Source organism: Streptomyces sp. V1I1 (assembly GCF_030817355.1).
Taxonomy (GTDB): domain Bacteria; phylum Actinomycetota; class Actinomycetes; order Streptomycetales; family Streptomycetaceae; genus Streptomyces.
The window spans coordinates 7,025,460-7,047,085 of sequence record NZ_JAUSZH010000001.1 but is presented as its reverse complement, the minus strand read 5'-3'; the positions used below and the strand labels follow the sequence as shown (position 1 = coordinate 7,047,085).

The window sequence follows — 21,626 nt, the reverse complement described above, 5'->3', positions numbered from 1 at the left end:
ACGATGAGGGCGGGCAGCCGGGTGCGGCTGCCCGCCCTCGCGTCATGCCTGGGCCGGCTCGGGCACGGCCTCGGCGAGCGCGGCCGGCAGGGACTCGGCCGGCGGTTCAGGGCACTCGGGCTCGAACTCCGCGATCGTGTGGAGCGTGCCGCGCAGCATCCGAATCAGTAGCGCGCACACGGTCTCGCGCGCCGGCTCCTGGTGGCCCAGCCAGTCGAGGGTGATCCCCTCGACGCCGCTGAGCCAGCCGAGCAGCGCCAGCCGGGCCAGCATGGGGATGTCACGGTTGCCGTAGGCGCCTTCGGCGATGGCCGCGATCAGCTCCTCGCGCACCGCGTCCCGTATCGACTGCACCTGGGTGTCGAAGCCGACGCCGCCCGTGACGATCGTGCGGAACGCCGCCTGATGGTCATGGGCGAAGCGCAGATAGCCGTCGACCGTGCGGTACACACGCTCGGCGCGCGGCAGCTCGGTGTCGCCCGCGGCGCGCGAGACGAGGTCGGCCATCGAGTCCTCGATGATGGCGAGGTAGTAGCCGCGCTTGCTTTTGAAGTAGTAGTAGACCAGGCCCTTGGCGACTCCGGCGTGTCTGGCGATGTCGTCCATCGACAGCGCGTCGTAGGAAGTGTCGGCGAACAACTTCCGTCCGGTTGCGATGAGTTCACCGCGGCGTATCTGGGATCGTCCGGTCGCGCCACACCGTTGACCATTATTCAAGTTCGACCCCAGTCTCCAACTGCCACAGAATCCGCGCAGTATGGCAGACCTCAGATCAGGCCGAGCTGGGTGACGAACATGGCGAGGACGACGACGAGCGTCCAGCCGAGAACGTGCTCGAGGACCCTGGAGCCGTCCTCGGGGCCGCCGGTGCGGGCGCGGGTCTCGGCGCGGGCGGCGGTGGCAGCGGTGGCAGCGGTCGAAGTCATGGTGCGTCTCGTTCAGTCGGCTGGCAGGTGCGTCCCCCCGGGTGACCCATCCACAGTGCCAGCGATACCGGCCCCGGGGTAGAGACGTACGTCACTACCCCGGGGGACACTCGGCACGTCAGCGGATGCCGAATGCCGCCAGAGCCCGGCGCTGGGCGGCCGTCGGGCCGGCGGGCCAGTACAGGTAGCAGACGCCGCCTGTGCCGGAGACCACTTTGCCGCTCGCGTTGTAGCGCTTGGTGCGGAGCCAGATCGTCTCCCACTCGGCGCGCTTGTAGACCCGGCGTACGGCCTCGTTACCGGCCGATGCCGGATCGTTGGCGATCACATCGCCGCCGGCCGTGAAGCCGATCACCGTCATCACATGCCCGGAGGTCCCGTAGCCCGCCCCGGTCAGCTCTCCCTTGAGAAAGGACTGGGACGTTATGGCCGGGATGCCGGCCCGGATCAAGGTCTCCAGGTCGCTGAGCGAGGACAGCCGGGTGACGACCGCGCTCATGTCCTGGTAGGTGGCCGCGTAGGCGGCGTTGAAGGGCCAGTTTCCGCACCCGTTGTACTGGTGGTCGAAGGTGAAGCGGGCCGCGTGGCAGACCTGCGGATCGGCGAAGGCCGGGTTCACCCAGGACAGGTCGGCCGGGGTGGGCTTCCGGCCCCAGTATTCGATGATCATCTGCGATGAGGTGGGGCTGCACCACGCCTCACCGCCGTTGTCGTACTCCGGATACTGGCCGATGTGCGTGTTCTGCGAATAGCGCGGCACGGGCAGCTCGCGCACGAGCCCCGGCGTAGACGCGGGCACGGTGAAGCGGTCGGGGATGTCGGAGGCCATCGCGCCGAGCCGCCAGACGGTGGGCGTCAGTTTCGTGCCGGGCCTGCGGTAGAGGGTCAGCCGTAGCTGGTACGAGTTCAGCCGCAGCCCGCTCGAAGCGTCATCGACGGAGAAGGTGTCGGTCCAGATGCTCGCCTTCCCGTCCGTCTGGTCGTCGAGGGAGGTACGCCGGATGTCGCCGTCACCCGCCGCCCAGCGGCCCATCACGAACCAGGGCGTCCGGGTGGCGTCGGAGTAGCTGCCGCGCAGCTCGACCTGGAGCCAGGTGCCGGCCGGGGTGCGCGCGTTCCAGGAGGCGATGACCTCCGTCGCGGGCACCCGGGAGAGGTGGACGGGCGAGGTCCAGGTGCCGTACTCCCAGGTGGTGGTCTGTCCGGTGTGCGGGTCGGTGTAGTCGGTGCGGCCAGTGGGGCCCTCGATGACCAGGCCGGGGCGGCTTCCCGCGACGGCCCGGGTGCCGGCCGCGGTGCCGAGGCGCCAGTCGGTGTACGAGGTCCAGAAGTGGTTGTCCACGGCCGGCGCGGGCGCGCGTCCCGCGGGCCCTGTGCCTCCCGCAGGCCCGGCGGACTCCGCGGGCCCGACGGATTCCGGCTCCGGGAGCGTCCCGCCCGGCGCGGCGGCGGCCGGCATCGCGGACGAGGACAGCGCACCCGCACCCGCCGCTGCCCCGATCGCGGCGCTCAGCACGGCTCGGCGCGAAGTAGCTCTGGTCATGGGACCCCCAAGTCAGGGTGCGCGACAGTGGGGCAACTATTGCGGGTCCGGGCGGACTTCTGCCAGCGCCCGGAGACGCGTCGCGCCACCAATATTGGTCTCGTCCACTGGGGGTCCCCCCGCAGGGGGAGTGACCTGCGGCGGGGCCCGCCGCCCTCATAGGCTTGCGGCATGGACGACCTCGACCGGCAGGCCCCGGCGCTGCGCACACTCCCGCCATCGTGCGGACCCGTGCGGCTGATCGGGATCGACGGCCACGCCGGATCGGGCAAGAGCACCTTCGCCGCCCGGCTCGCGGCGGCAGTCGGCGACGATGTGCCGGTGCTCCATCTGGACGATCTCGCCACCCACGAGGAGTTCTTCGCGTGGACGGACCGGATGCTGACCCAGGTGATCGATCCCCTCGCGCACGGCCGGACGGCGCACTACGACCCGTACGACTGGAATCTGCGCCGCTTCGGTCCGCCACGCGCGCTGGAGGCCGCTCCTGTCGTGCTGATCGAGGGCGTGGGAGCAGGGCGACGGGAGTTGCGCCCGTATCTGGCGTGGCTGCTGTGGATGGAGCGGGACGCAGAAGAGTCCTGGCAGCGGGGCCGCCGACGCGACGGAAGCGGACTTTCCGCCTTCTGGGACGGCTGGACAGTGGCGGAGACACGCCATTTCGCCGCGGACCCCTCACGTCTGTACGCCGATGCCCTGGTACGTGAGTGCCACGAGGGTTATGAGTGGCGCCCGGGACCTGCTGCGACAGCGCGTCCGAATCAAGTCATCACACAGGGTGACTGCTTTCCCCCGACATACTGAGCAGTCGGAATTCCGCCTCAAGAGTGCCTCAACTCTTCTTGACCGAGGAGGCGTACAGGTCTTACGTTCTCAATGTGCGGCTTTCCGGAGCCGCCGCAGACGCGAAGCCCCCGGTTGTTCCCCCGTGATCGGGGGCTTCGTTCTGCCCTCTCCCCCGCATCACCGGCGCGGCACCCCGCCCCCGCTTACCCAGGGTCACGGCCACCGGACAGCTTGCCGCGCCCTTCGTCGCAACCCCTTTGCGCAGGTACGATGCACCTCGGTGGGGTCAATTCCCGTCCACGGCAAGGTGGTTCAGTGCGTTGCCCGCCGGGCGTCCGCCCGGCACCGGAGGTCTGGCCCGCGGCGAAGCCGCTGTCGGGCGCCGTGCCCCCCGGGAGACACACGACAGGTGCACTTTTGTGGGGGACCTGATGGACATCGGCACGCAGGGCGTACCGGCCCCGGCCGACCTCGCCTGGGTGCGCGGCGTGGACGCCTGCACGATGGGTGCGTATCCGCAGGCGGAGGAGGAGTTCCGAACCGCCGTGCGGCTCGATCCCGGGATGGCCGACGGCTGGCTCGGGCTCCATGCCCTGCGCGTCGACACCACGACCGCGCTGCTGCGCATGTACAGCACCCGCGAACGCTTCGGCGACCAGCGCGCCCGCCACCGCCGCACCCTCAACTCCTGGTACTGGCTGGGCTGGTGGGTCCAGCCGGTGCTGGAGAGCCCGCGCGATCTGCTGCTCGCGCACGCCTCCCACTGGCTCGACGGCCGCCATGTGCCGGAGCTGGACCAGGCACTCGCCGGGCTGCCGCCGGTCGACGCGGACCCGCAGGTGCGCTTTCTGCACGCCTGCCGCGCGTATCTGGTCAAGGACTGGGAACAGCTCGTACGCCACACCGAGCCGCTGATCAACGATCCGTTACTGGGCATCGAGGCCGGGCTGTTCGGCGGCATGGCACGCGTACGCCTGGAGATGTACGGGCAGGCCGAGCCGCTGCTCTCCGCCGCCCTGATGCGCTGTCGCAGCGAGCAGCCGCAGCGCAAGGAGCTGCGCTACTGGCTGGCGCGTGCGCACGAAGGCACCGGCCGCAGCGCCGCCGCCCTGCCGCTGTACCGGGCGGTGCACAGGATCGACCCGGCCTTCATGGACACCTCCGCGCGACTCGCGGCGATCGCGGAGTACGACGGCATCGACGGGTACGACGAGTCGTCCGGGTACGCGGCCGTGTCGCTTGCGGGCTTCGGCCAGGACGCGGTGGACGGGCAGGCCGACGGCGAGGGGCCGGTCGCGGCCGAGGCACGGATGGCCGCCGATCCGCAGACCCAGCTCCCCGGCTCCGTGCCGAGCGTCCCGCCCGGGGGCGCACGGCACAGGGCGGTGGTGCCGGCCCAGCCGGCGCCCCCGGCGTTTCCGGCAGGCCCCACCGATCCGGTGCTGCTCGGCGAGGCACTCGCCGAGCTGGAGCGGATGGTCGGACTGGAGCCGGTCAAGCGGCAGGTCAAGGCCTTGTCGGCGCAGCTGAAGATGGCCAGGCTGCGCGCCGGCCAGGGCCTCCCGGTCCAGCCGCCGAAACGGCACTTTGTCTTCTCGGGCCCGTCCGGCACGGGCAAGACCACCGTCGCCCGCATTCTCGGCCGGGTCTTCTACGCGCTCGGGCTGCTCGGCGGCGACCATCTGGTGGAGGCCCAACGCTCCGACCTGGTGGGAGAGTTCCTGGGCCAGACGGCGGTGAAGGCCAATGAGCTGATCGACTCGGCGCTCGGCGGTGTGCTGTTCGTGGACGAGGCGTACAGCCTCTCCAACACCGGCTACTCCAAGGGCGACGCGTACGGCGACGAGGCCCTCCAGGTCCTCCTCAAGCGCGCCGAGGACAACCGCCACCACCTGGTGGTCATCCTGGCCGGCTACCCGGAGGGCATGGACCGGCTGCTCGCCTCCAACCCAGGGCTCTCCTCCCGCTTCACCACACGGGTCGACTTCCCCTCGTACCGCCCTCTCGAACTGACCGCGATCGGCGAAGTGCTGGCCGCCGAGAACGGCGATGTGTGGGACGACGAGGTCCGCGATGAGCTGCGCTCGATCAGCGGGCACGTGGTCGACCAGGGTTGGATCGACGAGCTCGGCAACGGCCGTTTTCTGCGCACCCTGTACGAGAAGAGCTGCGCCTACCGGGATCTGCGGCTGTCCGGATACCCGGGCACGCCCACCCGCGAGGACCTCTCCACACTGCGGCTGCCCGATCTGATGCAGGCGTACGGCGAGGTCCTGTCGGGCCGCGGTCCTGTCGACCGCGGCCCGCAGGATCCTCCGCAGGTCTGAACCTGGCGCCGAGGCTCAGCCGGTCAGCGCGGTGTCCAGTGCCGGCTGGGCCGCCTGGGGCACCCGGGGCACCGTCACCCGGTGGGACGGGTCACGGACCTCGCCGACCAGCATTTCCAGGACGTCCTCCAGTGCGACCAGTCCCAGCACCCGGCCGGACGCGTCGGCGACCTGGGCGAGGTGGGTGGCCGCGCGGCGCATCACGGTGAGAGCGTCGTCCAGGGGGAGTTCGGCCCGCAGGGTCGCCATGGGACGCCAGATGTGCTGGGGCACGGCCCGTTCACGGTCCTCCAGATCGAGTACGTCCTTGACGTGGAGGTAGCCCATATAGGGGCCCGTGCCCTCCGCGCAGACCGGAAAGCGGGAGTAGCCAGTGCGTACCGTCAGCTCCTCGATCTGGCGCGGGGTGACCGAGGGCGGGACCGTCACGAGTGTGGAGCGGGCGATCAGCACATCGGTCACCGGGCGGCTGCCCAGCTCCAGCGCGTCCTCGAGCCGCTCCTGTTCGGCCGGCTGAAGGAGACCCGCCTGGCCCGAGTCCTCGACGAGACGGTTCAGCTGCTCGCTTGTGAAGACCGCCTCCACCTCGTCCTTCGGCTCGACGCGGAAGGCCCGCAGCACCAGCCGGGCACAGGCGCCGAGTCCGACCGTGACCGGGCGGCACAGCCGGGCGAAGCCCACCAGGCCCGGGCTCAGCCAGAGCGAGGTCTTCTCGGGGGCGGCCATGGCGAGGTTCTTCGGGACCATCTCGCCGATGACGAGGTGCAGGAAGACGACCACAGCCAGGGCTATGACATAGCCCAGCGGATGGATCAGGCCCTCGGGCACATGGGCCGCGTGGAAGACCGGTTCCACCAGTTGCGCGACCGTCGGCTCGGCCACCGCGCCGAGTGTCAGCGAGCAGATGGTGATGCCGAACTGTGCGGCCGCCATCATCTGGGGCAGGTTCTCCAGGCCGTGCAGCACCTGCCGGGCCCGCGAGGAACCTGCTGCGGCAAGCGGTTCGATCTGGCTGCGGCGTACGGAGACGAGGGCGAACTCGGCGCCGACGAAGAATCCGTTCGCCAGCACCAGGAGCAGCGCGAACAGCAGTTGGAGGACGCTCATCGGGCGGCCTCCGTCACGGCCGGCACATCGGCGGTACGCACCAGGCGCACCCGTTCGGCGCGGTAGCGGTCCACCTGCCGCACCGAGAGCCGCCAGCCGGGCAGTTCGGCCCGGTCACCGGGGGCGGGGATGCGCCCCAGAAGATCGGCGACGAGACCCGCCACGGTCTCGTACGGGCCGTCGGGCACATCGAGGCCTATCCGGCGCAGCGTGAGGACCCGGCAGCTGCCGTCGGCCTCCCAGGCGGGGCTGCCTTCCTCAGCGGCCACCGGGGCGAGTTCGGGCCGCCCGTCGGCCTCGGCGTCGTGCTCGTCGCGGACCTCGCCGACGAGCTCCTCGATGATGTCCTCCAGGGTGACGACTCCGGCCGTGCCGCCGTACTCGTCGACCACCACCGCGATGGGCTGCTCGCTGCGCAGCCGCTCCAGGAGCTGCTGCACCGGGAGTGTCTCGGGCACCAGCAGCGGCGGTACGGCGACCCGGTCGACGCGGGTGCGCAGCCGCTCCTCGACCGGGACAGCGAGGGCGTCCTTGAGGTGCACCATCCCGACGATCTCGTCGATGCGCTCCCGGTAGACGGGGAAGCGCGAAAGGCCGGTGGCGCGGGTGAGGTTGAGGACGTCCGCCGCGGTGGCGTCGGACTGGAGAGCGCTCATCTTCACCCGCGGGGTCATCACATGCTGCGCGGTGAGGTGGCCGAGCGAAAGGGTCCGTACGAACAGATCCGCGGTGTCCTGCTCCAGCGCGCCGGCCCGTGCCGAGTGTCGGGCCAGCGAGACCAGCTCGCCGGGGGTGCGGGCGGATGCCAGCTCCTCGGCCGGTTCGACGCCGAACAGCCGTACGAGGCGGTTGGCGACCGCGTTGAGCAGGGTGATGACGGGGCGGAAGACGGTCGAGAAGAGATGCTGCGGTCCTGCGACGAACCGCGCGACCTGCAACGGCCGGGAGACCGCCCAGTTCTTGGGAACGAGCTCGCCGATCACCATCTGGACGGCGGAGGCGAACAGCATCCCGATCACCACCGCGACCCCGGAGACGGCCCCTTCGGGCAGCCCGGTCGCGGTCAGCGGCCCGTCGAGCAGCTGGGCCAGGGCGGGTTCGGCGAGCATACCGACGACGAGCGAGGTGATGGTGATGCCGAGCTGGGTGCCGGAGAGCTGGAAGGACAGCTCCCGCAGTGCCTTGACGACACGGCGGGCGCGGCGGTCGCCCTCGGCGGCGGCGCGCTCGGCATCGGGCCGCTCCACCGTGACGAGGCCGAACTCGGCCGCCACGAAGAAGCCGTTGGCGAGGATCAGGAGGAACGCTGCGGCAAGCAGCAACAGGGGGATGATCATGCCGCCGCCTCCTGGGAGGGGGCGGCGCAGGTACTACCGGACGATCCGTCCATTGCTGGAGGGAGTCACTCCTCGGGTCGCAGGTGCCCCGCGGGCCGCTGGCGGCCGGGTGATGCGGGGAGGGCGAGCTTGTCGCCACCGGCCACCAGAGTAATCGTTTTGAGCCGGGAGGCTCGGGGCGTGTCCCCCGGGAAGACACAGCCGGCGGGCGGCCGACGCGGCAGGGGTGTGGCCGCTCAGTCCTCGTCCGCGCGGATGCCCCGGCTCTCCACGAGCGCCCGCAGCGCGCGGGCGTCACTGATGGCCTGTGCCTTGGCGATGCCGGGCTGGATGCCGAGCACCGGCAGGCTGGTGCCGTCGCTGAGGTCGAGGAACACCCACGGGTCGCCGGGGCGCAGATTCACCCGCAGGATCTCCGCCCACTCCAGCCGACGGGTTCGGGTGAGGTTGACGACAGTGACGCCGTGCTCGTCGGCGACGACCTTGGGCCGGCTCAGCAGGGCAAGTACGCCGAAAAAGACCAGCGCGGTGAAGACGAAGCTGCTCCGCTCCCCCGCGCTCAGCTTCTCCAGCATCAGGGCGACCCCGGTGATCACGGCGAACATCGCCGCGCCCACGGTCAGCAGGACGATCCGGGTACGGGTCGGCCTGAACGTGACGGGGAGAGCGGGGACTTGGGGCGCGGCGGCGGGCATGGTCGCGGGCATCCGTCAGAGCCTGCAGGCGTGGATGGCCGTGGTGAGGATCGCCCGCGCACCGATGTCGTACAGATCGTCCATGATCCGCTGCGCCTCCTTGGCTGCGACCATGGAGCGGACGGCGACCCAGCCCTCGTGGTGCAGCGGGGAGATGGTCGGCGACTCGAGGCCCGGGGTGAGGGCGACGGCCTGCTCCAGGTGCTCGACCCGGCAGTCGTAGTCCATCATCACGTAGGTGCGGGCGACCAGGACGCCCTGGAGGCGGCGCAGGAACTGCTGCACCTTCGGGTCGTCGGCGGGCTCGCCGGTGCGCCGGATGACGACCGCCTCGGAGGTGAGGATCGGCTCGCCGATGACTTCCAGGCCGGCGTTGCGCAGGCTGGTGCCGGTCTCCACGACGTCGGCGATGACCTCGGCGACGCCGAGCTGGATCGCGGTCTCGACCGCGCCGTCGAGGTGCACGACGGAGGCGTCGATGCCGTTGTCGGCGAGGTGCTTGGCGACGATGCCCTCGTAGGAGGTGGCGATCGTCATTCCGCCGAAGCCGTCGACACCCTTGGCCGTGCCGGGCTTGGTGGCGTAGCGGAAGGTGGAGCGGGCGAAGCCGAGCTGGAGGATCTCCTCGGCGTTGGCGCCGGAGTCCAGCAGCAGATCGCGGCCGGTGATGCCGATGTCGAGCCTGCCCGAGCTGACGTAGATCGCGATGTCGCGCGGGCGCAGATAGAAGAACTCGACGTCGTTCTCGGGGTCGACGAGGACGAGCTCCTTGGACTCCTTGCGCTGCTGGTAGCCGGCCTCATGGAGCATCGCCGACGCAGGTCCGGACAGTGAACCCTTGTTGGGGACGGCGATGCGCAGCATGAGACGGGCTTCCTTCGTTCGTACGGACGTAGTGGGGGCTGTGCTCAGAGGTGGGCGTAGACGTCGTCGAGGGAGATCCCGCGCGCGACCATCATCACCTGGACGTGGTACAGCAACTGCGAGATCTCCTCGGCGGCGGCTTCCTTGCCCTCGTACTCGGCGGCCATCCAGACCTCGGCGGCCTCCTCGACGACCTTCTTGCCGATGGCATGCACTCCCTTGTCCACCAGCTCGGCGGTGCGGGAGGTGGCAGGGTCGCCGTTCTTCGCCTTGAGCTGCAGCTCGGCGAAGAGCTCTTCGAAGGTTTTGTTGGCCATGATGGTCCCAGCCTACGCGGAAGCGGCCTCTCCTCAGCGCCAGGGTTCAGATACTGAACGCAGGATGGCCGCGGTGGCGAGCGCCGCCGTGACCGCCTCGTGCCCCTTGTCCTCGTTCGAGCCCTCCAGACCGGCCCGGTCCAGTGCCTGCTCCTCGGTGTCGCAGGTCAGCACGCCGAAGCCGACCGGGACGCCGGTGTCGATGGAGACCTGGGTCAGGCCCTGGGTGACACCCTGGCACACGTACTCGAAGTGCGGGGTGCCGCCGCGGATGACGACGCCGAGCGCGACGATCGCGTCGTAACCGCGGCCCGCGAGCACCTTGGCGACCACCGGGAGCTCGAAGCTGCCGGGGACACGCAGCAGCGTCGGCTCGTCGATGCCCAGCTCGTGCAGTGCGCGCAGGGCACCGTCGACGAGGCCGTCCATGACCTTCTCGTGCCACTGGGCCGCGATCACCGCCACCCGCAGGTCGCCGCAGTTCCGTACGGACAGTTCGGGTGCACCCTTGCCGCTCATGTTTCTCCCTTGCCGCTTTCTGACTTACTGGTTGCCGCAGGCCGACACGCCGGTGGCGTCGAGCCAGGGCAGGTCGTGTCCCATCCGGTCCCGCTTGGTGCGCAGATACCGGAGATTGTGCTCGCCCGCCTGGACGGGCATCGGCTCGCGGCCGTGGACCGTGAGGCCGTGCCGGACGAGCGCGGTGATCTTCTCGGGGTTGTTGGTCATCAGCCGCAGGCTGCGTACGCCGAGGTCCTCGAGGATCTGCGCGCCTGCCGCGTAGTCGCGGGCGTCGGCGGGCAGGCCGAGTTCCAGGTTGGCGTCGAGGGTGTCGCGGCCGCGCTCCTGAAGTTCGTACGCGCGCAGCTTGGACAGCAGGCCGATGCCGCGGCCCTCGTGGCCGCGCAGATAGACCACCACGCCACGGCCGGCCTCGGTGATTTGCTCCATGGAGGCCTGCAACTGGGGGCCGCAGTCACAGCGCAGCGAGTGGAAGATGTCGCCGGTCAGGCACTCGGAGTGGACGCGTACGAGGACGTCCTCGCCGTCGCCGATCTCGCCGTGGAGGAGCGCGACATGCTCGATGCCGTCGACGGTGGAGCGGTAGCCGTAGGCGGTGAACTGCCCGAAGGCGGTGGGCAGATTGACCTCGGCCTCGCGCTTGACGGTCGGCTCGGAGGTGCGGCGGTATGCGATCAGGTCCTCTATGGAGATGATCGTCAGGCCGTGCTTGCGGGCGAACGGGATCAGCTCGGGCAGCCGCAGCATCACCCCGTCCTCGCCCGCGATCTCGACGATGGCGCCGGCCGGGCGCAGGCCCGCGAGCCGGGCGAGGTCCACCGCGGCCTCGGTGTGGCCGTTGCGCACCAGCACCCCGCCGGGCTTGGCGCGGAGCGGGAAGACATGACCGGGGCGTACGAAGTCGGAGGCCACTGCCTCGCCGCCCGCCAGGAGCTGGAGGGTGGTGGCACGGTCGGCCGCGGAGATGCCGGTGGTGACGCCGAACGCGGGCCCCGCGTCGACGGAGACGGTGAAGGCCGTGCGCATCGACTCGGTGTTGCGCTCGACCATCTGCGGCAGGTCGAGCCGCTCCAGCTCCTCGCCCTCCATCGGAGCGCAGATCAGGCCGCGGCACTCGCTCATCATGAAGGCGATGATCTCGGGCGTGGCCTTCTCGGCGGCGATGACGAGGTCGCCCTCGTTCTCGCGGTCCTCGTCGTCGACGACCACGACGGGTCGTCCCGTGGCGATGTCGCGGATGGCCTGCTCGACCGGGTCGAGGGAGAAGTCCTCGACGTTGTCGGTGGAGTACCAGGTGGGCAGTGCAGTCATGCCGCTGCTCCTTCCAGGGAGGGCTTGGCGCTCGTTCGCGAGCGCAGCCACCAGTCGCGCATGCCCCACAGGACGAGCGCGCCGTAGATGACGTAGACAAAACCGGAGAAGGCGAAGCCGTTGGCGAAGTTGAGCGGTACGCCGACGAGGTCGACGAGCAGCCACGCGAACCAGAACTCGACCATGCCCCGCGCCTGTGCGTACATGGCGACCAGAGTGCCGACGAAGATGTACGCGTCGGGCCACGGGTCCCAGGACAGCGACGGGTACAGGGTGAACAGCCCGCCGACGGCCAGGGTGCCGACGGCCGCACCGGCGGCGAGGACGCCACGCTCGCGCCAGGTGGCGAAGCGGACGGCGATCGAGCCGTCCTGGGCCTGCTGCCGGCCGCGGGTCCACTGCCACCAGCCCCACGACGCGACGGCCATGACCACTACCTGCTTGCCGGCGCTGCCGGTCAGATGCGCGGAGGCGAACGCGACGAGGAGGATGACGCCGGAGGCGAACTGAGCGGGCCAGGTCCATATCGAGCGCCGCCAGCCCAGCGCGAGGGCGATCAGGCCGACGATGTTGCCGATCATGTCGGACCATTTGATGTGCTGGTCGAAGGCCGTGAAGGCCTCACTGTTCAGCCAGTCGACTGCGCTCACTTCGCGCTCTCCCCGGCGTCCGCGCCGAGCAGCCGCTCGACGTACTTGGCGATGACGTCGACCTCGAGGTTGACCGGGTCGCCGGGCTGCTTGATGCCGAGCGTGGTCAGGGCGAGGGTGGTGGGGATGAGGCTGATGGTGAAGTAGTCGGGGCCGGCGTCGACCACGGTGAGGCTGACGCCGTCGACGGTGATCGAGCCCTTCTCGACGACGTAGCGGGTGAGGTCGGCGGGGAGGGAGATCTTCACGATCTCCCAGTTCTCCGACGGCTTGCGCTCGAGGACGGTACCGACGTTGTCGACATGTCCCTGCACGATGTGCCCGCCGAGCCGGTCCCCGACGGCCATCGGCCGCTCCAGGTTGACGCGGGAGCGTTCTTCGAGCGCCCCGAGGCTGGAGCGGTTCAGCGTCTCGGCCATCACATCGGCGGTGAACTCGCCGTCCCCGAAGTCGACGACGGTGAGGCAGACGCCGTTGACGGCGATGGAGTCGCCATGCTTCGCACCTTCGGTGACGAGGGGGCCGCGCAGTCGGAAGCGCGAGGCGTCGCCGAGGTTTTCGACGGCGGTGACCTCACCCAGCTCTTCGACGATTCCGGTGAACACTCAGCGCTCCTTCGGGGCTGTGGCGGGGACGGCGGTGATACGCAGATCGGAGCCGATGCGCACGGTCTCGCTCATGTCGAGCCGCAACGCTTCGCTGATCGTGGAGATTCCGGCGTCGGCGAGGGCGGCGGGGCCCGCGCCGAGGAGTACGGGGGCGAGATAACCGACGACCTTGTCGACGGCGCCCGCGGCGACGAAGGCTCCGGCGAGAGTCGGGCCGCCTTCGAGGAGTACGGAGCGGATGCCGCGCTGGTGCAGGGCGTTCAGCAGGGCCGGTACGGACAGGCCCCGGCCGGCCCTCGGTAGCCGTACGACATCGGGCAGTTGGGTCTCGGCGTCCTCGGCGACCGCGATGAGGGTCGGCGCGGCGTCGTCGAGGACGCGGGCGCCGGGCTGCACAGCGGTGCCTTCGGTGTCTACGACGACCCGCAGCGGCTGTACGGCGTCATCGATGCCGCGTACCGCGAGGTGCGGGTCGTCGGCACGCATCGTGCCCGAGCCGACGATCACCGCGTCGGCCTCGGCGCGCAGCCGGTGGACGTCGGCGCGGGACTCGGGCGAGGTGATCCATCGGCTGGTGCGGTCCCACGCGGCGATACGGCCGTCGAGGGTGGCGGCGTACTTCCACAGGACGTAGGGGCGGCCGAGGCGTACGGAGGTGAGCCAGGCGATGTTGCCCGCTTCGGCCTGGTCGGCGAGCAGGCCCTGCTCGACCTGGACCCCGGCTGCGCGCAGCGTGTCGGCGCCGCCGGTGGCCTGCGGGTTCGGGTCGCCGACCGCGTACACGACCCGGCTGATTCCGGCCTCGATCAGCGCCTGGGCGCAGGGGCCGGTGAGGCCCGTGTGGTTGCAGGGTTCGAGGGTGACGTACGCGGTGCCGCCGAGGGCCCGGTCACCGGCGTCGCGCAGGGCGTGGATCTCGGCGTGCGGACCGCCGGCGCGCTGGTGGTAGCCGGCGCCGGCGGGCTGTCCGGAGGCATCGAGGATGACGCACCCGACAACCGGGTTGGGGCTGGTGGAGCCGAGTCCGCGGGCGGCGAGCCGGATGGCTCGGCGCATGGCGTCTTGGTCGGCTGCGGTGGCCACCGGGTCCTCCTGCCTTTCGGGCACGGACTCCGGGGCCTGTCGATGACGACAGAGAGCGGGACAACGATTCACGAGGACGCCGGGACCGAGCACACCGATCGCCGACGGACGGCGATCAGCCACTACGGCCGGCATGCCGGAAACGGCCGCCCGCCGCGCACTGCCTCCCATCCGGACTTTCACCGTCGGTCCAGGAATTTCACCTGGTCAACCGGCCGCTGGATGCGGACGGGTCGCGGACTGTAACCGCCGGTTCGGAATTACACCGACCCCGGAGTGCGCTGCTGCTGATACAGGGCAAGTGTGCCACGCCCGCTCGTGAGCCATGCGAGTGAACGGCTGTGGGCTGGCTCACAAGCCTGGTCACAACCTGGCCGACAAGCGCCTGGGCAGGCTTTCTCGATCAGACCTATTGACGCTTTGGTCTAGTCCTTTTAGTCTCTGCGACACCTCCGCGGAGCGTGGGGTGTGGACCGCCCGGCGGCGGAAACCGGCCCTTGCCGCCGTCGGGCTTCGCACGCTCTGGCACGCTCCACGACCTGGTGCTGCGCCTGCTGGCGGGCGCGGCACGGCTGCCGGTGCTGCCGCTGCCCTCGGGGGTGAGCCTGCAGCCGATCGACTCGGGTGAAGTCGCCGACCGGCTGGCCGAGTTGGCCGTCGGGGCGCCCGCGGGACGGGTGGACGACATGGGCGGCCCCCAGATCCGCCCGCCGGCGGATCTGGCACGCGCTTGTCTGCACGCCACCGGGCGGCGTCGCCCGATCGTGCCGGTGCGGCTGGCCGGGAAGGCGTACGCGGGCTATCGCAGCGGTGCCCAGCTGACGCCCGAACAGGCCGCTGGGAAGGTCACCTTTGAGGACTTCCTGGCGCAGCGGCTGGGCTGACCGGGGAGGCGTTGAGCCTTCCGCGTCCGGCGTTCGGCTCCCTTCAGCGGGCGAAGAGGTCGTCCTGCGCCGCCTCGCGCGCGGTGATCAGGGCGCCGCTCAGGACCGCGGCGCCGCCCAGCTTTCCGGCGCGTACCTCCGTACGCAGCGGGGACAGCGCGGCCAGCCGGGACTCGACTCTGGCGGCCAACTCCGCGCCGCCCGCGTGGCCGACCTCGCCGCCGAGGACCACACAGCCCGGGTCGAGTACGGCGGCGACCGCGGCCACGCCGAGGGAGAGCCGGTGGGCGAGGTCGTCGAGGAAGCCGCCGTGCCCGGATGCCACGGCCTTGCGTACGAGCGCCGCGGCAGCGGGGTCCTCGGGCCGGTCAGCCTCGATGCCGTGCCGGGCAGCGAGCGCACAGACCGCGGCGGACCCGGCCAGCGAGTGGAAGCCGCCCTCGCAGTCGACCGCGGACGGAATTCCCTTCGTGCCGGGCACCGGCAGGAACCCGATCTCTCCCGCGCCGCCCGAGGCGCCCCGGCGGAGCCTGCCGTCCAGGAAGAGGGCGGCACCCACGCCGTGACCGAGCCACAGGAAGACGAACGTGTCGCGGTCGGCGGCCGCACCGAGGCGCTTCTCCGCGACGGCCGCCAGATTGGTCTCGTTCTCGACGATGACCCGGGCCGGCAGCCGTTCCTGGAGGGCGGCGACGAGGCTGCGGTGCCAGGCGGGCAGGCCGGTGGTGTCGCGCAGTTCGCCGCTGACCGGGTCGATCAGGCCGGGCGCGCCGATGCCGACGCTGTGCAGCCGGGCCGCGCCTGCCTCCCGGGCCGTGCGCTCCAGCAGCGCGGCCGCCTGCTCGACGGCGGGTTCGGTGCCGGTGTCGCCGTCGATGGGAAGCGAGGCCTCGGCGAGGGTGACGCCGAGCAGATCGGCGACGACGACGGTGACGCTCTGGGTGCGTACGTCGAGGGCGGCGAGGTGCGCGCGGTCGGCGACGATCCCGTACACCCGGGCATTGGGGCCGCGACGCTGCGCGCCCGCCTCGCCGACGACCTGGATCAGGCCGGACCCCTGCAGCCGCTCCACCAGGTCGGCGACGGTGGGACGGGAGAGTCCGGTCATGGTCTTCAGCTGCCCTGCTGTCAACGGGCCTTCCTGCTGAAGCAGTTGAAGCGCGATCCGGTCGTTGATGGCCCGGGCGGTGCTCGGGGATGCAGGCATGCCGGAATCCTTCCAGATCGCTTCCGTCACTATTTATCAGGCAGGGTTCCTGATAGTTTACGCACGACGTCGACGGGAGGGGCATCGGCATGGTGAACGAAGTGGTCCTCGGGCAAGGACAGTTGAAGCGGGCGCGGTACGCCGTCGCCGCGGTCTTCTGTGTGCACGGCGCGGTCACCGGCAGCTTCGCCACCCGTATCCCCTGGATTCAGGACCATGCGGCCGTCAGCGCCGGCCAGCTCGGTCTGGCGCTCGCCTTCCCCGCGCTCGGCGCATCCGTGGCGATGCCGCTGGCCGGAGCGGTCAGCCACCGCTTCGGCGCGCGAAACGCCCTGCGCGGGTTGCTCTCCCTGTGGACCCTCGCGCTGGTCCTGCCGTCCTTCGCCCCGAATCTCCTCACGCTGTGCGCGGCGCTCTTCATGTTCGGGGCATCGGCGGGGATGTCGGACGTGGCGATGAACGCCCTGGGCGTCGAGATCGAGAACCGCATGAACCGCTCGATCATGTCCGGGCTGCACGGCATGTGGAGCGCCGGCGCACTGATCGGCTCGGCGGGCGGCACGCTCGCCGCGCATCTTGGCAGCGACGCACGGCTGCACCACGCGCTCGCGGCCGGGACGCTGACCGCGCTCGGGCTGGTCGCGTGCCAGGGCGTACTGGATCTGCGCAGCGCGCCCGACGAGGAGCCGCCGCCGAGGTTCGCGCTGCCGCCCAGGTCGGCGCTGGTCATCGGGGCGATCGGCTTCTGCGCGGTGTTCGCGGAGGGCGCGAGTCTGGACTGGTCGGCGGTGTATCTGCGGGACGTGATGGACACGTCGGCCGGTCTCGCGGCGGCGTCGACCACGGCTTTCGCGCTGACGATGGCGGTGGCGCGGTTCGCGGGCGACCGGATCGTGGACCGCTTCGGAGCGGTGCGGACGGTGCGTGTGGGCGGTGTGCTGGCCACCGCGGGCGGTCTCCTTGTGGTCGTGGCGCCGCATCCGGCCGTGGCGATGGCCGGATTCGCCTTCATCGGGCTCGGTGTCGCCGTCGTCGTACCGCTGGCCTTCGCGGCGGCGGGGCGCAGCGGCCCCAACCCCAGCCAGGCGATCGCGGGCGTCGCGACCATCACGTACACCTCGGGACTGATCGCCCCCTCGGCGATCGGCGCGGTCGCCGACGCGACGAGCCTGGTGGTCTCCTTCGGCCTGGTGACGGCGCTTGCGTTCGGCCTGGTTCTTGGGGCGGGGGTGCTGCGGTCGGCGGGGCGGGAGAGCGCGAAGTCGGGTACGCCGAGTTCGGCCGTGCCGGAGCGGCGGGCCTGAGGTCCCCCACCCGCCCCTTCCCGAAACCGGGGCTCCGCCCCGGCCCCCGCGCCTCAATCGCCGGCGAGGCTTGTTTTCGGGGCTTCGCCCCGGACCCCCGTTGCGGGAAGGTGCGAGGTAGGCGACAGGCCCCGGATCAGCCCGCGATCGAGTCCAGCTGTTCCGCCGCGGGCCGCAGCGCCCACAGGTCTCCGCCCGGCGGCGTCTCCAGCCGCGGCACCGCCGCCTTGGCCCTGCGGTCCCCGGCGTCCGCGGCCGCGTGCACGACATCGCTCGCCGCGTACCGGTAGAACTCGAGCTCGGGGTGCGGCCAGCGGGCGGCCCCGGTCGCGGCGGGCAGCAGATAGTCGACCGCCTTGAACAAGCTCTGGCCGTCCGGGCCTTCGTACGACCACAGGTTGACGCCGACATGCCTGCCGATGTCGGCGAGCCGGGTGTACGCGACCAGGTCGAAGGTGGAGTAGTGCCAGCTGCGGGTCCGGGCGAGCTCCTGGGGCTGGCTGCCGTCGGCCGCTATCTGCGGGTCGATCCGCAGCCCGCGGGCGTCGCGGACGACCTTGCGCGCCAGCTCCTTGTCGCCGGTGGCGAGCGCGAGCGCGGCGACCTGCATGTCGTGGAAGGTGCCGTGGTTGTTCTTGGCCGCCGCTTCCTGCTTGCCGAAGGGCGAGTTCACCAGCCAGTCCAGGAAGGACACGTTCCAGGCCCGCATACCGGCCCGGTCGCTCCTGGACCAGCCGGGTGCCCCCGTGTCCAGGATCGCGATGGCGTCCAGGACGCTGGTGTATTGCTGCGAGAAGTCGATGATGCCGATGGCCCGGCCGTCGTACTTGCAGGGGATGAACTGCCCGTGGTTCAGCTGGGGGTTCATCCGGGTCGCGGGGTCCACGAACCAGGTGCGCAGGACCTTCGAGGCGTGCTCGGCGTACTGCTTCTTGCCCGTGTAGTACCACGCCAGGCTCAGCGTGGTGGCCGAGCCCACGACCTTGCCGATGTCAGGCCGGTCGGTACCGGTGTCGACCTCGGGATTGCGCTCGCCGTCGCGCTGGACGTACGGGCAACCCCAGGGATTCTCGGGCGTCTTGGGCTGCGAGGGCCACCAGTAGGGCGCCTGGCTCAGATAGTCGTGGGGGTCGCCGCTCGGCGCGGGCTTGGGCTTGTCCACGACCGTCCAGGGCCCCTTCCCCAGCCAGCCGTCCGCGCGGACGACCAGGTCCTTGGCCGCCCTGCGCAGCGCCGGATCGCCGTGGCCGAGCCGCGCCTTGGCCTGGAGGAGCCGCTTTCCGTCCATCACCACGGTCTTGGGCGCCCGGGGCGAGCTGGACGCCGCTGCCTGGGACGACGCGATCGGTACGAGGACGGTGACACAGGCGGCCACGGCGGTGAGTACAACTCCCAGGCGCCGTCGGGGACTTCCGGTCATCAAGCGCTCCCATCAGATATGTGAACGTTATTCATGAACGGGACCGTGCGAGCGTAGGGCTACCCGGTACGGGTGACAATGCCCCGCGCACGATTCACGGATGGGACTGCGCGCCAGCTGGACTCGGGGACCTCGGCGTACGGCGCCGGGGCCGACACCCATTCGCAGGTCCCCCGTTCTGGGGAAGCCCCGGCCCGGCACCACGTCGCCGAGCCCATGGCTGGGACGCTGCCACCATGGCGCACACGGAACAGGTCCCGCTCGACACCGTGGTGGAGCGGATGCACTCCTTCCGCTCCAGCTGGCCGGCCACGGACGGGGTGGCCGTCTTCAACCGCGTCTATCTGGCCGTGACGGAGGAGATCGACCGGTGCATCGACGGCGGTGAGTTCCCCGACCGGCGCGCCGCCGTGACGCTGGACGTCCTTTTCGCGCGGCGCTATCTGACGGCCGTGGACGCGGCGGCCGCGGGCCATCGCCCGCCGGCCTGCTGGCGGCCGCTGTTCCAGTACCGGCGCCATCCCGGTGTACGACCGCTGCAGTTCGCCCTCGCCGGCATCAATGCGCACATCGGGCACGATCTGGCCCTCGCGGTGGTGGACACCTGTCATGCCCTCGGCTGCGAACCGGCCGATCTGGAGGGCGAGTTCGACCGCGTGGGCGACATTCTCACCCTGCTGGAGGAGCGCATCCGCGAGGATCTGATGCCGGGCCCCGATCTGCTGGAGATCGCCGATCCGCTCACGCATCTGCTCGGCTCCTGGAGCCTGGACCGGGCCCGCGACGGCGCCTGGTCGGCGGCGCGGCTGCTGTGGGGCGTACGCGAACTCCCGGGCCTGGCCGAGGAGTTCACCGAGCGGCTGGACACCGGAGTCGGACTCGTCGGGCGCTGTTTGCTCACTCCCTGGCCCTGAGGCGCCTGATCGTTTGATAACCGTCCGGGGCCGGCCGGATCGCGGCCGGCCCCGGACGGAAGCTCAGTCCCGGACTCAGTCCTCCGGCAGCTCGACCGGAGCGATCTCGTCGTAGAGGTCGCCCGGACCCGGGTTGCTCGCGTCGGTCGTACCGCCGAAGTGGGTCATCACACCCCACACCGCGTTCAGCGCGGTCTGTACGGCGCCCTCGGCCCAGCCCGCCGTCCAAGAGATGTCGTCGCCGGCCAGGAAGACGCCGCGCTTGTCCTCGGGCAGCCGGTCCTGCATGAAGTGGGTGAACAGCCGCCGCTGGTAGCGGTAGTGGCCGGGCAGGTTCGCCTTGAACGCGCCCATGAAGTACGGCTCGTTCTCCCAGGAAACGGTCACCGGGTTGCCGATGATGTGGCTGCGGATGTCGACCTTCGGGTAGATCTCGCCGAGCGACTTGAGCATGACCTCCATCCGCTCGTTCGCGGACAGCGGCAGCCACTTGAGGCTGTCGTCGCACCAGGTGTACGAGAGGCAGATGACGGCGGGCTTGTCAGGCCCGCTGTCCAGCAGATACGTGCCGCGGGTCATCCGGTCGGTGAGCGTCATCGACATGACGTCGCGGCCGGTCGGATTCCCCCTGTCGTCAACGGCCTTGTCCAGCCAGAAGGGCCGGTCGACCGGAACGAAGAGCTTGGACGACTCCATGTAGTGGGTCCGCTCCATCGCCGTCCAGTGGTCGATGGGGAAGAGCGAGTCGTCGCAGGCGATCTTGGACAGCAGCATCCAGGACTGCGCGGTGAAGATGGCGGCCTGGTACGTGCGGATGTCGCCGGAGGCGTCGGTCACGGTGATCCGGTTGCCCGCGGTGCGGCGCAGCCGGGTCACGGCCGGGCGCGGGTCGCCGTCGTGGAGGGACTTCAGGGACGTGCCCTGCGCCCAGTGCACGATCTTCTCGGGCTCGCGCTCCCAGAGCCGCAGCGGCAGCTGCTGGCTGCCTTCGACGATGCCACGGTGGTGGTCGTCGGCCTCGGAGTAGACGACGCGCAGGATCTCCAGGATGGAGTTGGGGAAGTCGGTATCCCAGCCACCCGTGCCGAAGCCGACCTGACCGAAGATCTCGCGGTGCCGGAAGGACTTGAAGGCCTCGGACTCGCAGAGGAAGCCGTAGAAGGTCTGGTTGTCGAGCTTCTCCACCAGCTTCGCCCAGATCTCGCGGATGCGCGGAACATCGCGCTCGCGCATGGCGCGGTTCATGTCGGAGAAGTCGGCGCCCTCCTCCAGACAGGCGTTCCAGGCGTCCATCACATCGCGGTAGACCTGCGGCAGATCGTCGATGGTCTCGGCGTAGTGCGACTCGCCCTTGAGGTCGACGACGGTCGACGGGGTGCCGGGGGCGAGGGGGTTGGGGAAGGGCTCCGTCGTCAGGCCCACCAGGTCGATGTAGTGCTGCAGCGCGGTGGAGGAGGGCGGGAAGCGCATCGCGCCCATCTCGGCGGACAGCTCGGGATCGCAGCCCTCGAAGCCGACGGTGCGCAGCCGGCCACCGATCCGGTCCGCCTCGTAGACGACCGGCTTGAGGCCCATCTTCATCAGCTCGTACGCGGCGACCAGGCCGGAGAGCCCACCGCCGATCACCGCGACCTCGGCGCCGTGCTCGGTCGCCGGTATCTGGCCGAGGCCGGCCGGGTGGGCGAGGAAATCGTCGTACGCGTACGGAAAGTCCGGACCGAACATGGTGATCGGCGGCTGCGCTTCGGTGTGCTGGACAGCGGTGGGCACCGTGGACGTCATGAGGGGCGGACTCCTTGCACGGAAAGGTAAGCGTTGAGC

The 21,626-nt window shown here is 70.6% G+C and carries 21 protein-coding genes and 1 riboswitch; of the genes, 5 read left to right on the top strand and 16 right to left on the bottom strand.

From position 1 onward, the window contains the following. Positions 1–42 precede the first annotated feature (42 nt). From QFZ67_RS33040 to QFZ67_RS33030, 3 genes are all read right to left on the bottom strand, one after another. Complete coding sequence (locus QFZ67_RS33040) at positions 43–717, bottom strand: TetR/AcrR family transcriptional regulator (RefSeq protein WP_307664698.1); 675 nt, start codon at positions 715–717, stop codon at positions 43–45. A gap of 50 nt (positions 718–767) precedes the next feature. Then, the gene (locus QFZ67_RS33035; RefSeq protein WP_307664697.1) at positions 768–926 is read right to left on the bottom strand and encodes an SCO1431 family membrane protein; all 159 of its coding nucleotides are present in this window, start codon (positions 924–926) and stop codon (positions 768–770) included. Between the two features lie 118 nt (positions 927–1,044). Then, on the bottom strand, positions 1,045–2,469 hold the full coding sequence (locus QFZ67_RS33030) for a peptidase C39 family protein (RefSeq protein WP_307664696.1): 1,425 nt from the start codon (positions 2,467–2,469) through the stop codon (positions 1,045–1,047). A 171-nt stretch (positions 2,470–2,640) separates the two neighbouring features. Here QFZ67_RS33030 and QFZ67_RS33025 point away from each other — a divergent pair, with 171 nt between their 5' ends. Together QFZ67_RS33025 and QFZ67_RS33020 are read left to right on the top strand one after the other, a co-directional pair. Then, the gene (locus QFZ67_RS33025) at positions 2,641–3,273 is read left to right on the top strand and encodes a uridine kinase (RefSeq protein ID WP_307664695.1); all 633 of its coding nucleotides are present in this window, start codon (positions 2,641–2,643) and stop codon (positions 3,271–3,273) included. Positions 3,274–3,686: 413 nt separating this feature from the next. Next, entirely contained in the window at positions 3,687–5,582 is a 1,896-nt protein-coding gene (locus tag QFZ67_RS33020) for an AAA family ATPase (protein ID WP_307666061.1), read from the top strand. Between the two features lie 15 nt (positions 5,583–5,597). On the opposite strand, the gene QFZ67_RS33015 is transcribed toward QFZ67_RS33020, so the two are convergent. The 10 genes from QFZ67_RS33015 to ribD all read right to left on the bottom strand — a co-directional run bounded on the left by QFZ67_RS33015 (position 5,598) and on the right by ribD (position 14,076). After that, positions 5,598–6,689, bottom strand: a complete 1,092-nt coding sequence (locus tag QFZ67_RS33015; RefSeq protein WP_307664694.1) for a hemolysin family protein — start codon at positions 6,687–6,689, stop codon at positions 5,598–5,600. Then, the gene (locus QFZ67_RS33010) at positions 6,686–8,026 is read right to left on the bottom strand and encodes a hemolysin family protein (RefSeq protein ID WP_307664693.1); all 1,341 of its coding nucleotides are present in this window, start codon (positions 8,024–8,026) and stop codon (positions 6,686–6,688) included. The genes QFZ67_RS33015 and QFZ67_RS33010 overlap by 4 nt, the downstream gene beginning before the upstream one ends. Before the next feature lie 236 nt (positions 8,027–8,262). Further along, positions 8,263–8,733, bottom strand: a complete 471-nt coding sequence (locus QFZ67_RS33005) for a PH domain-containing protein (protein ID WP_373430157.1) — start codon at positions 8,731–8,733, stop codon at positions 8,263–8,265. A 3-nt stretch (positions 8,734–8,736) separates the two neighbouring features. Continuing rightward, positions 8,737–9,585 (bottom strand): ATP phosphoribosyltransferase, encoded by an 849-nt coding sequence (hisG, locus tag QFZ67_RS33000; RefSeq protein ID WP_307664692.1) that lies wholly within the window; start codon positions 9,583–9,585, stop codon positions 8,737–8,739. A 44-nt stretch (positions 9,586–9,629) separates the two neighbouring features. After that, positions 9,630–9,902 (bottom strand): phosphoribosyl-ATP diphosphatase, encoded by a 273-nt coding sequence (locus tag QFZ67_RS32995; protein WP_142215995.1) that lies wholly within the window; start codon positions 9,900–9,902, stop codon positions 9,630–9,632. A 33-nt stretch (positions 9,903–9,935) separates the two neighbouring features. Beyond that, positions 9,936–10,421 carry a 6,7-dimethyl-8-ribityllumazine synthase gene (ribH, locus tag QFZ67_RS32990; protein WP_307664691.1) on the bottom strand — a complete coding sequence of 162 codons (486 nt, stop codon included), beginning with the start codon at positions 10,419–10,421 and terminating at the stop codon, positions 9,936–9,938. 24 nt (positions 10,422–10,445) lie between these two features. Beyond that, positions 10,446–11,735, bottom strand: a complete 1,290-nt coding sequence (locus tag QFZ67_RS32985; RefSeq protein WP_307664690.1) for a bifunctional 3,4-dihydroxy-2-butanone-4-phosphate synthase/GTP cyclohydrolase II — start codon at positions 11,733–11,735, stop codon at positions 10,446–10,448. Continuing rightward, positions 11,732–12,385 (bottom strand): nicotinamide mononucleotide transporter family protein, encoded by a 654-nt coding sequence (locus tag QFZ67_RS32980; protein WP_307664689.1) that lies wholly within the window; start codon positions 12,383–12,385, stop codon positions 11,732–11,734. Before QFZ67_RS32980 ends, QFZ67_RS32985 begins: the two co-directional genes overlap by 4 nt. Beyond that, positions 12,382–12,990: a riboflavin synthase gene (locus QFZ67_RS32975; protein ID WP_307664688.1), complete on the bottom strand. Its 609-nt coding sequence runs from the start codon at positions 12,988–12,990 to the stop codon at positions 12,382–12,384. The genes QFZ67_RS32980 and QFZ67_RS32975 overlap by 4 nt, the downstream gene beginning before the upstream one ends. Next, positions 12,991–14,076, bottom strand: a complete 1,086-nt coding sequence (gene ribD / locus QFZ67_RS32970) for a bifunctional diaminohydroxyphosphoribosylaminopyrimidine deaminase/5-amino-6-(5-phosphoribosylamino)uracil reductase RibD (protein ID WP_307664687.1) — start codon at positions 14,074–14,076, stop codon at positions 12,991–12,993. It lies immediately after the preceding gene. Between the two features lie 153 nt (positions 14,077–14,229). After that, positions 14,230–14,360, bottom strand: a riboswitch (FMN riboswitch). 213 nt (positions 14,361–14,573) lie between these two features. Between ribD and QFZ67_RS32965 the strand changes: the two genes are divergently transcribed. Next, positions 14,574–14,960: a hypothetical protein gene (locus QFZ67_RS32965; RefSeq protein WP_373430156.1), complete on the top strand. Its 387-nt coding sequence runs from the start codon at positions 14,574–14,576 to the stop codon at positions 14,958–14,960. Between the two features lie 43 nt (positions 14,961–15,003). Here the strand turns inward: QFZ67_RS32965 and QFZ67_RS32960 are convergent, their stop codons facing one another. Then, a complete protein-coding gene (locus tag QFZ67_RS32960; protein WP_307664686.1) occupies positions 15,004–16,167 on the bottom strand; it encodes an ROK family transcriptional regulator in 1,164 nt (387 codons plus the stop codon). Positions 16,168–16,256: 89 nt separating this feature from the next. Between QFZ67_RS32960 and QFZ67_RS32955 the strand changes: the two genes are divergently transcribed. Beyond that, entirely contained in the window at positions 16,257–17,471 is a 1,215-nt protein-coding gene (locus QFZ67_RS32955; protein WP_307664685.1) for an MFS transporter, read from the top strand. Between the two features lie 136 nt (positions 17,472–17,607). On the opposite strand, the gene QFZ67_RS32950 is transcribed toward QFZ67_RS32955, so the two are convergent. Next, positions 17,608–18,891, bottom strand: coding sequence for an alginate lyase family protein (locus QFZ67_RS32950; RefSeq protein WP_307664684.1), 1,284 nt, complete (start codon positions 18,889–18,891; stop codon positions 17,608–17,610). 236 nt (positions 18,892–19,127) lie between these two features. Here QFZ67_RS32950 and QFZ67_RS32945 point away from each other — a divergent pair, with 236 nt between their 5' ends. Then, the gene (locus QFZ67_RS32945; protein WP_307664683.1) at positions 19,128–19,805 is read left to right on the top strand and encodes a DUF5995 family protein; all 678 of its coding nucleotides are present in this window, start codon (positions 19,128–19,130) and stop codon (positions 19,803–19,805) included. A gap of 75 nt (positions 19,806–19,880) precedes the next feature. Here the strand turns inward: QFZ67_RS32945 and QFZ67_RS32940 are convergent, their stop codons facing one another. Then, positions 19,881–21,587 carry an NAD(P)/FAD-dependent oxidoreductase gene (locus QFZ67_RS32940; protein ID WP_307664682.1) on the bottom strand — a complete coding sequence of 569 codons (1,707 nt, stop codon included), beginning with the start codon at positions 21,585–21,587 and terminating at the stop codon, positions 19,881–19,883. Positions 21,588–21,626: the final 39 nt, after the last annotated feature.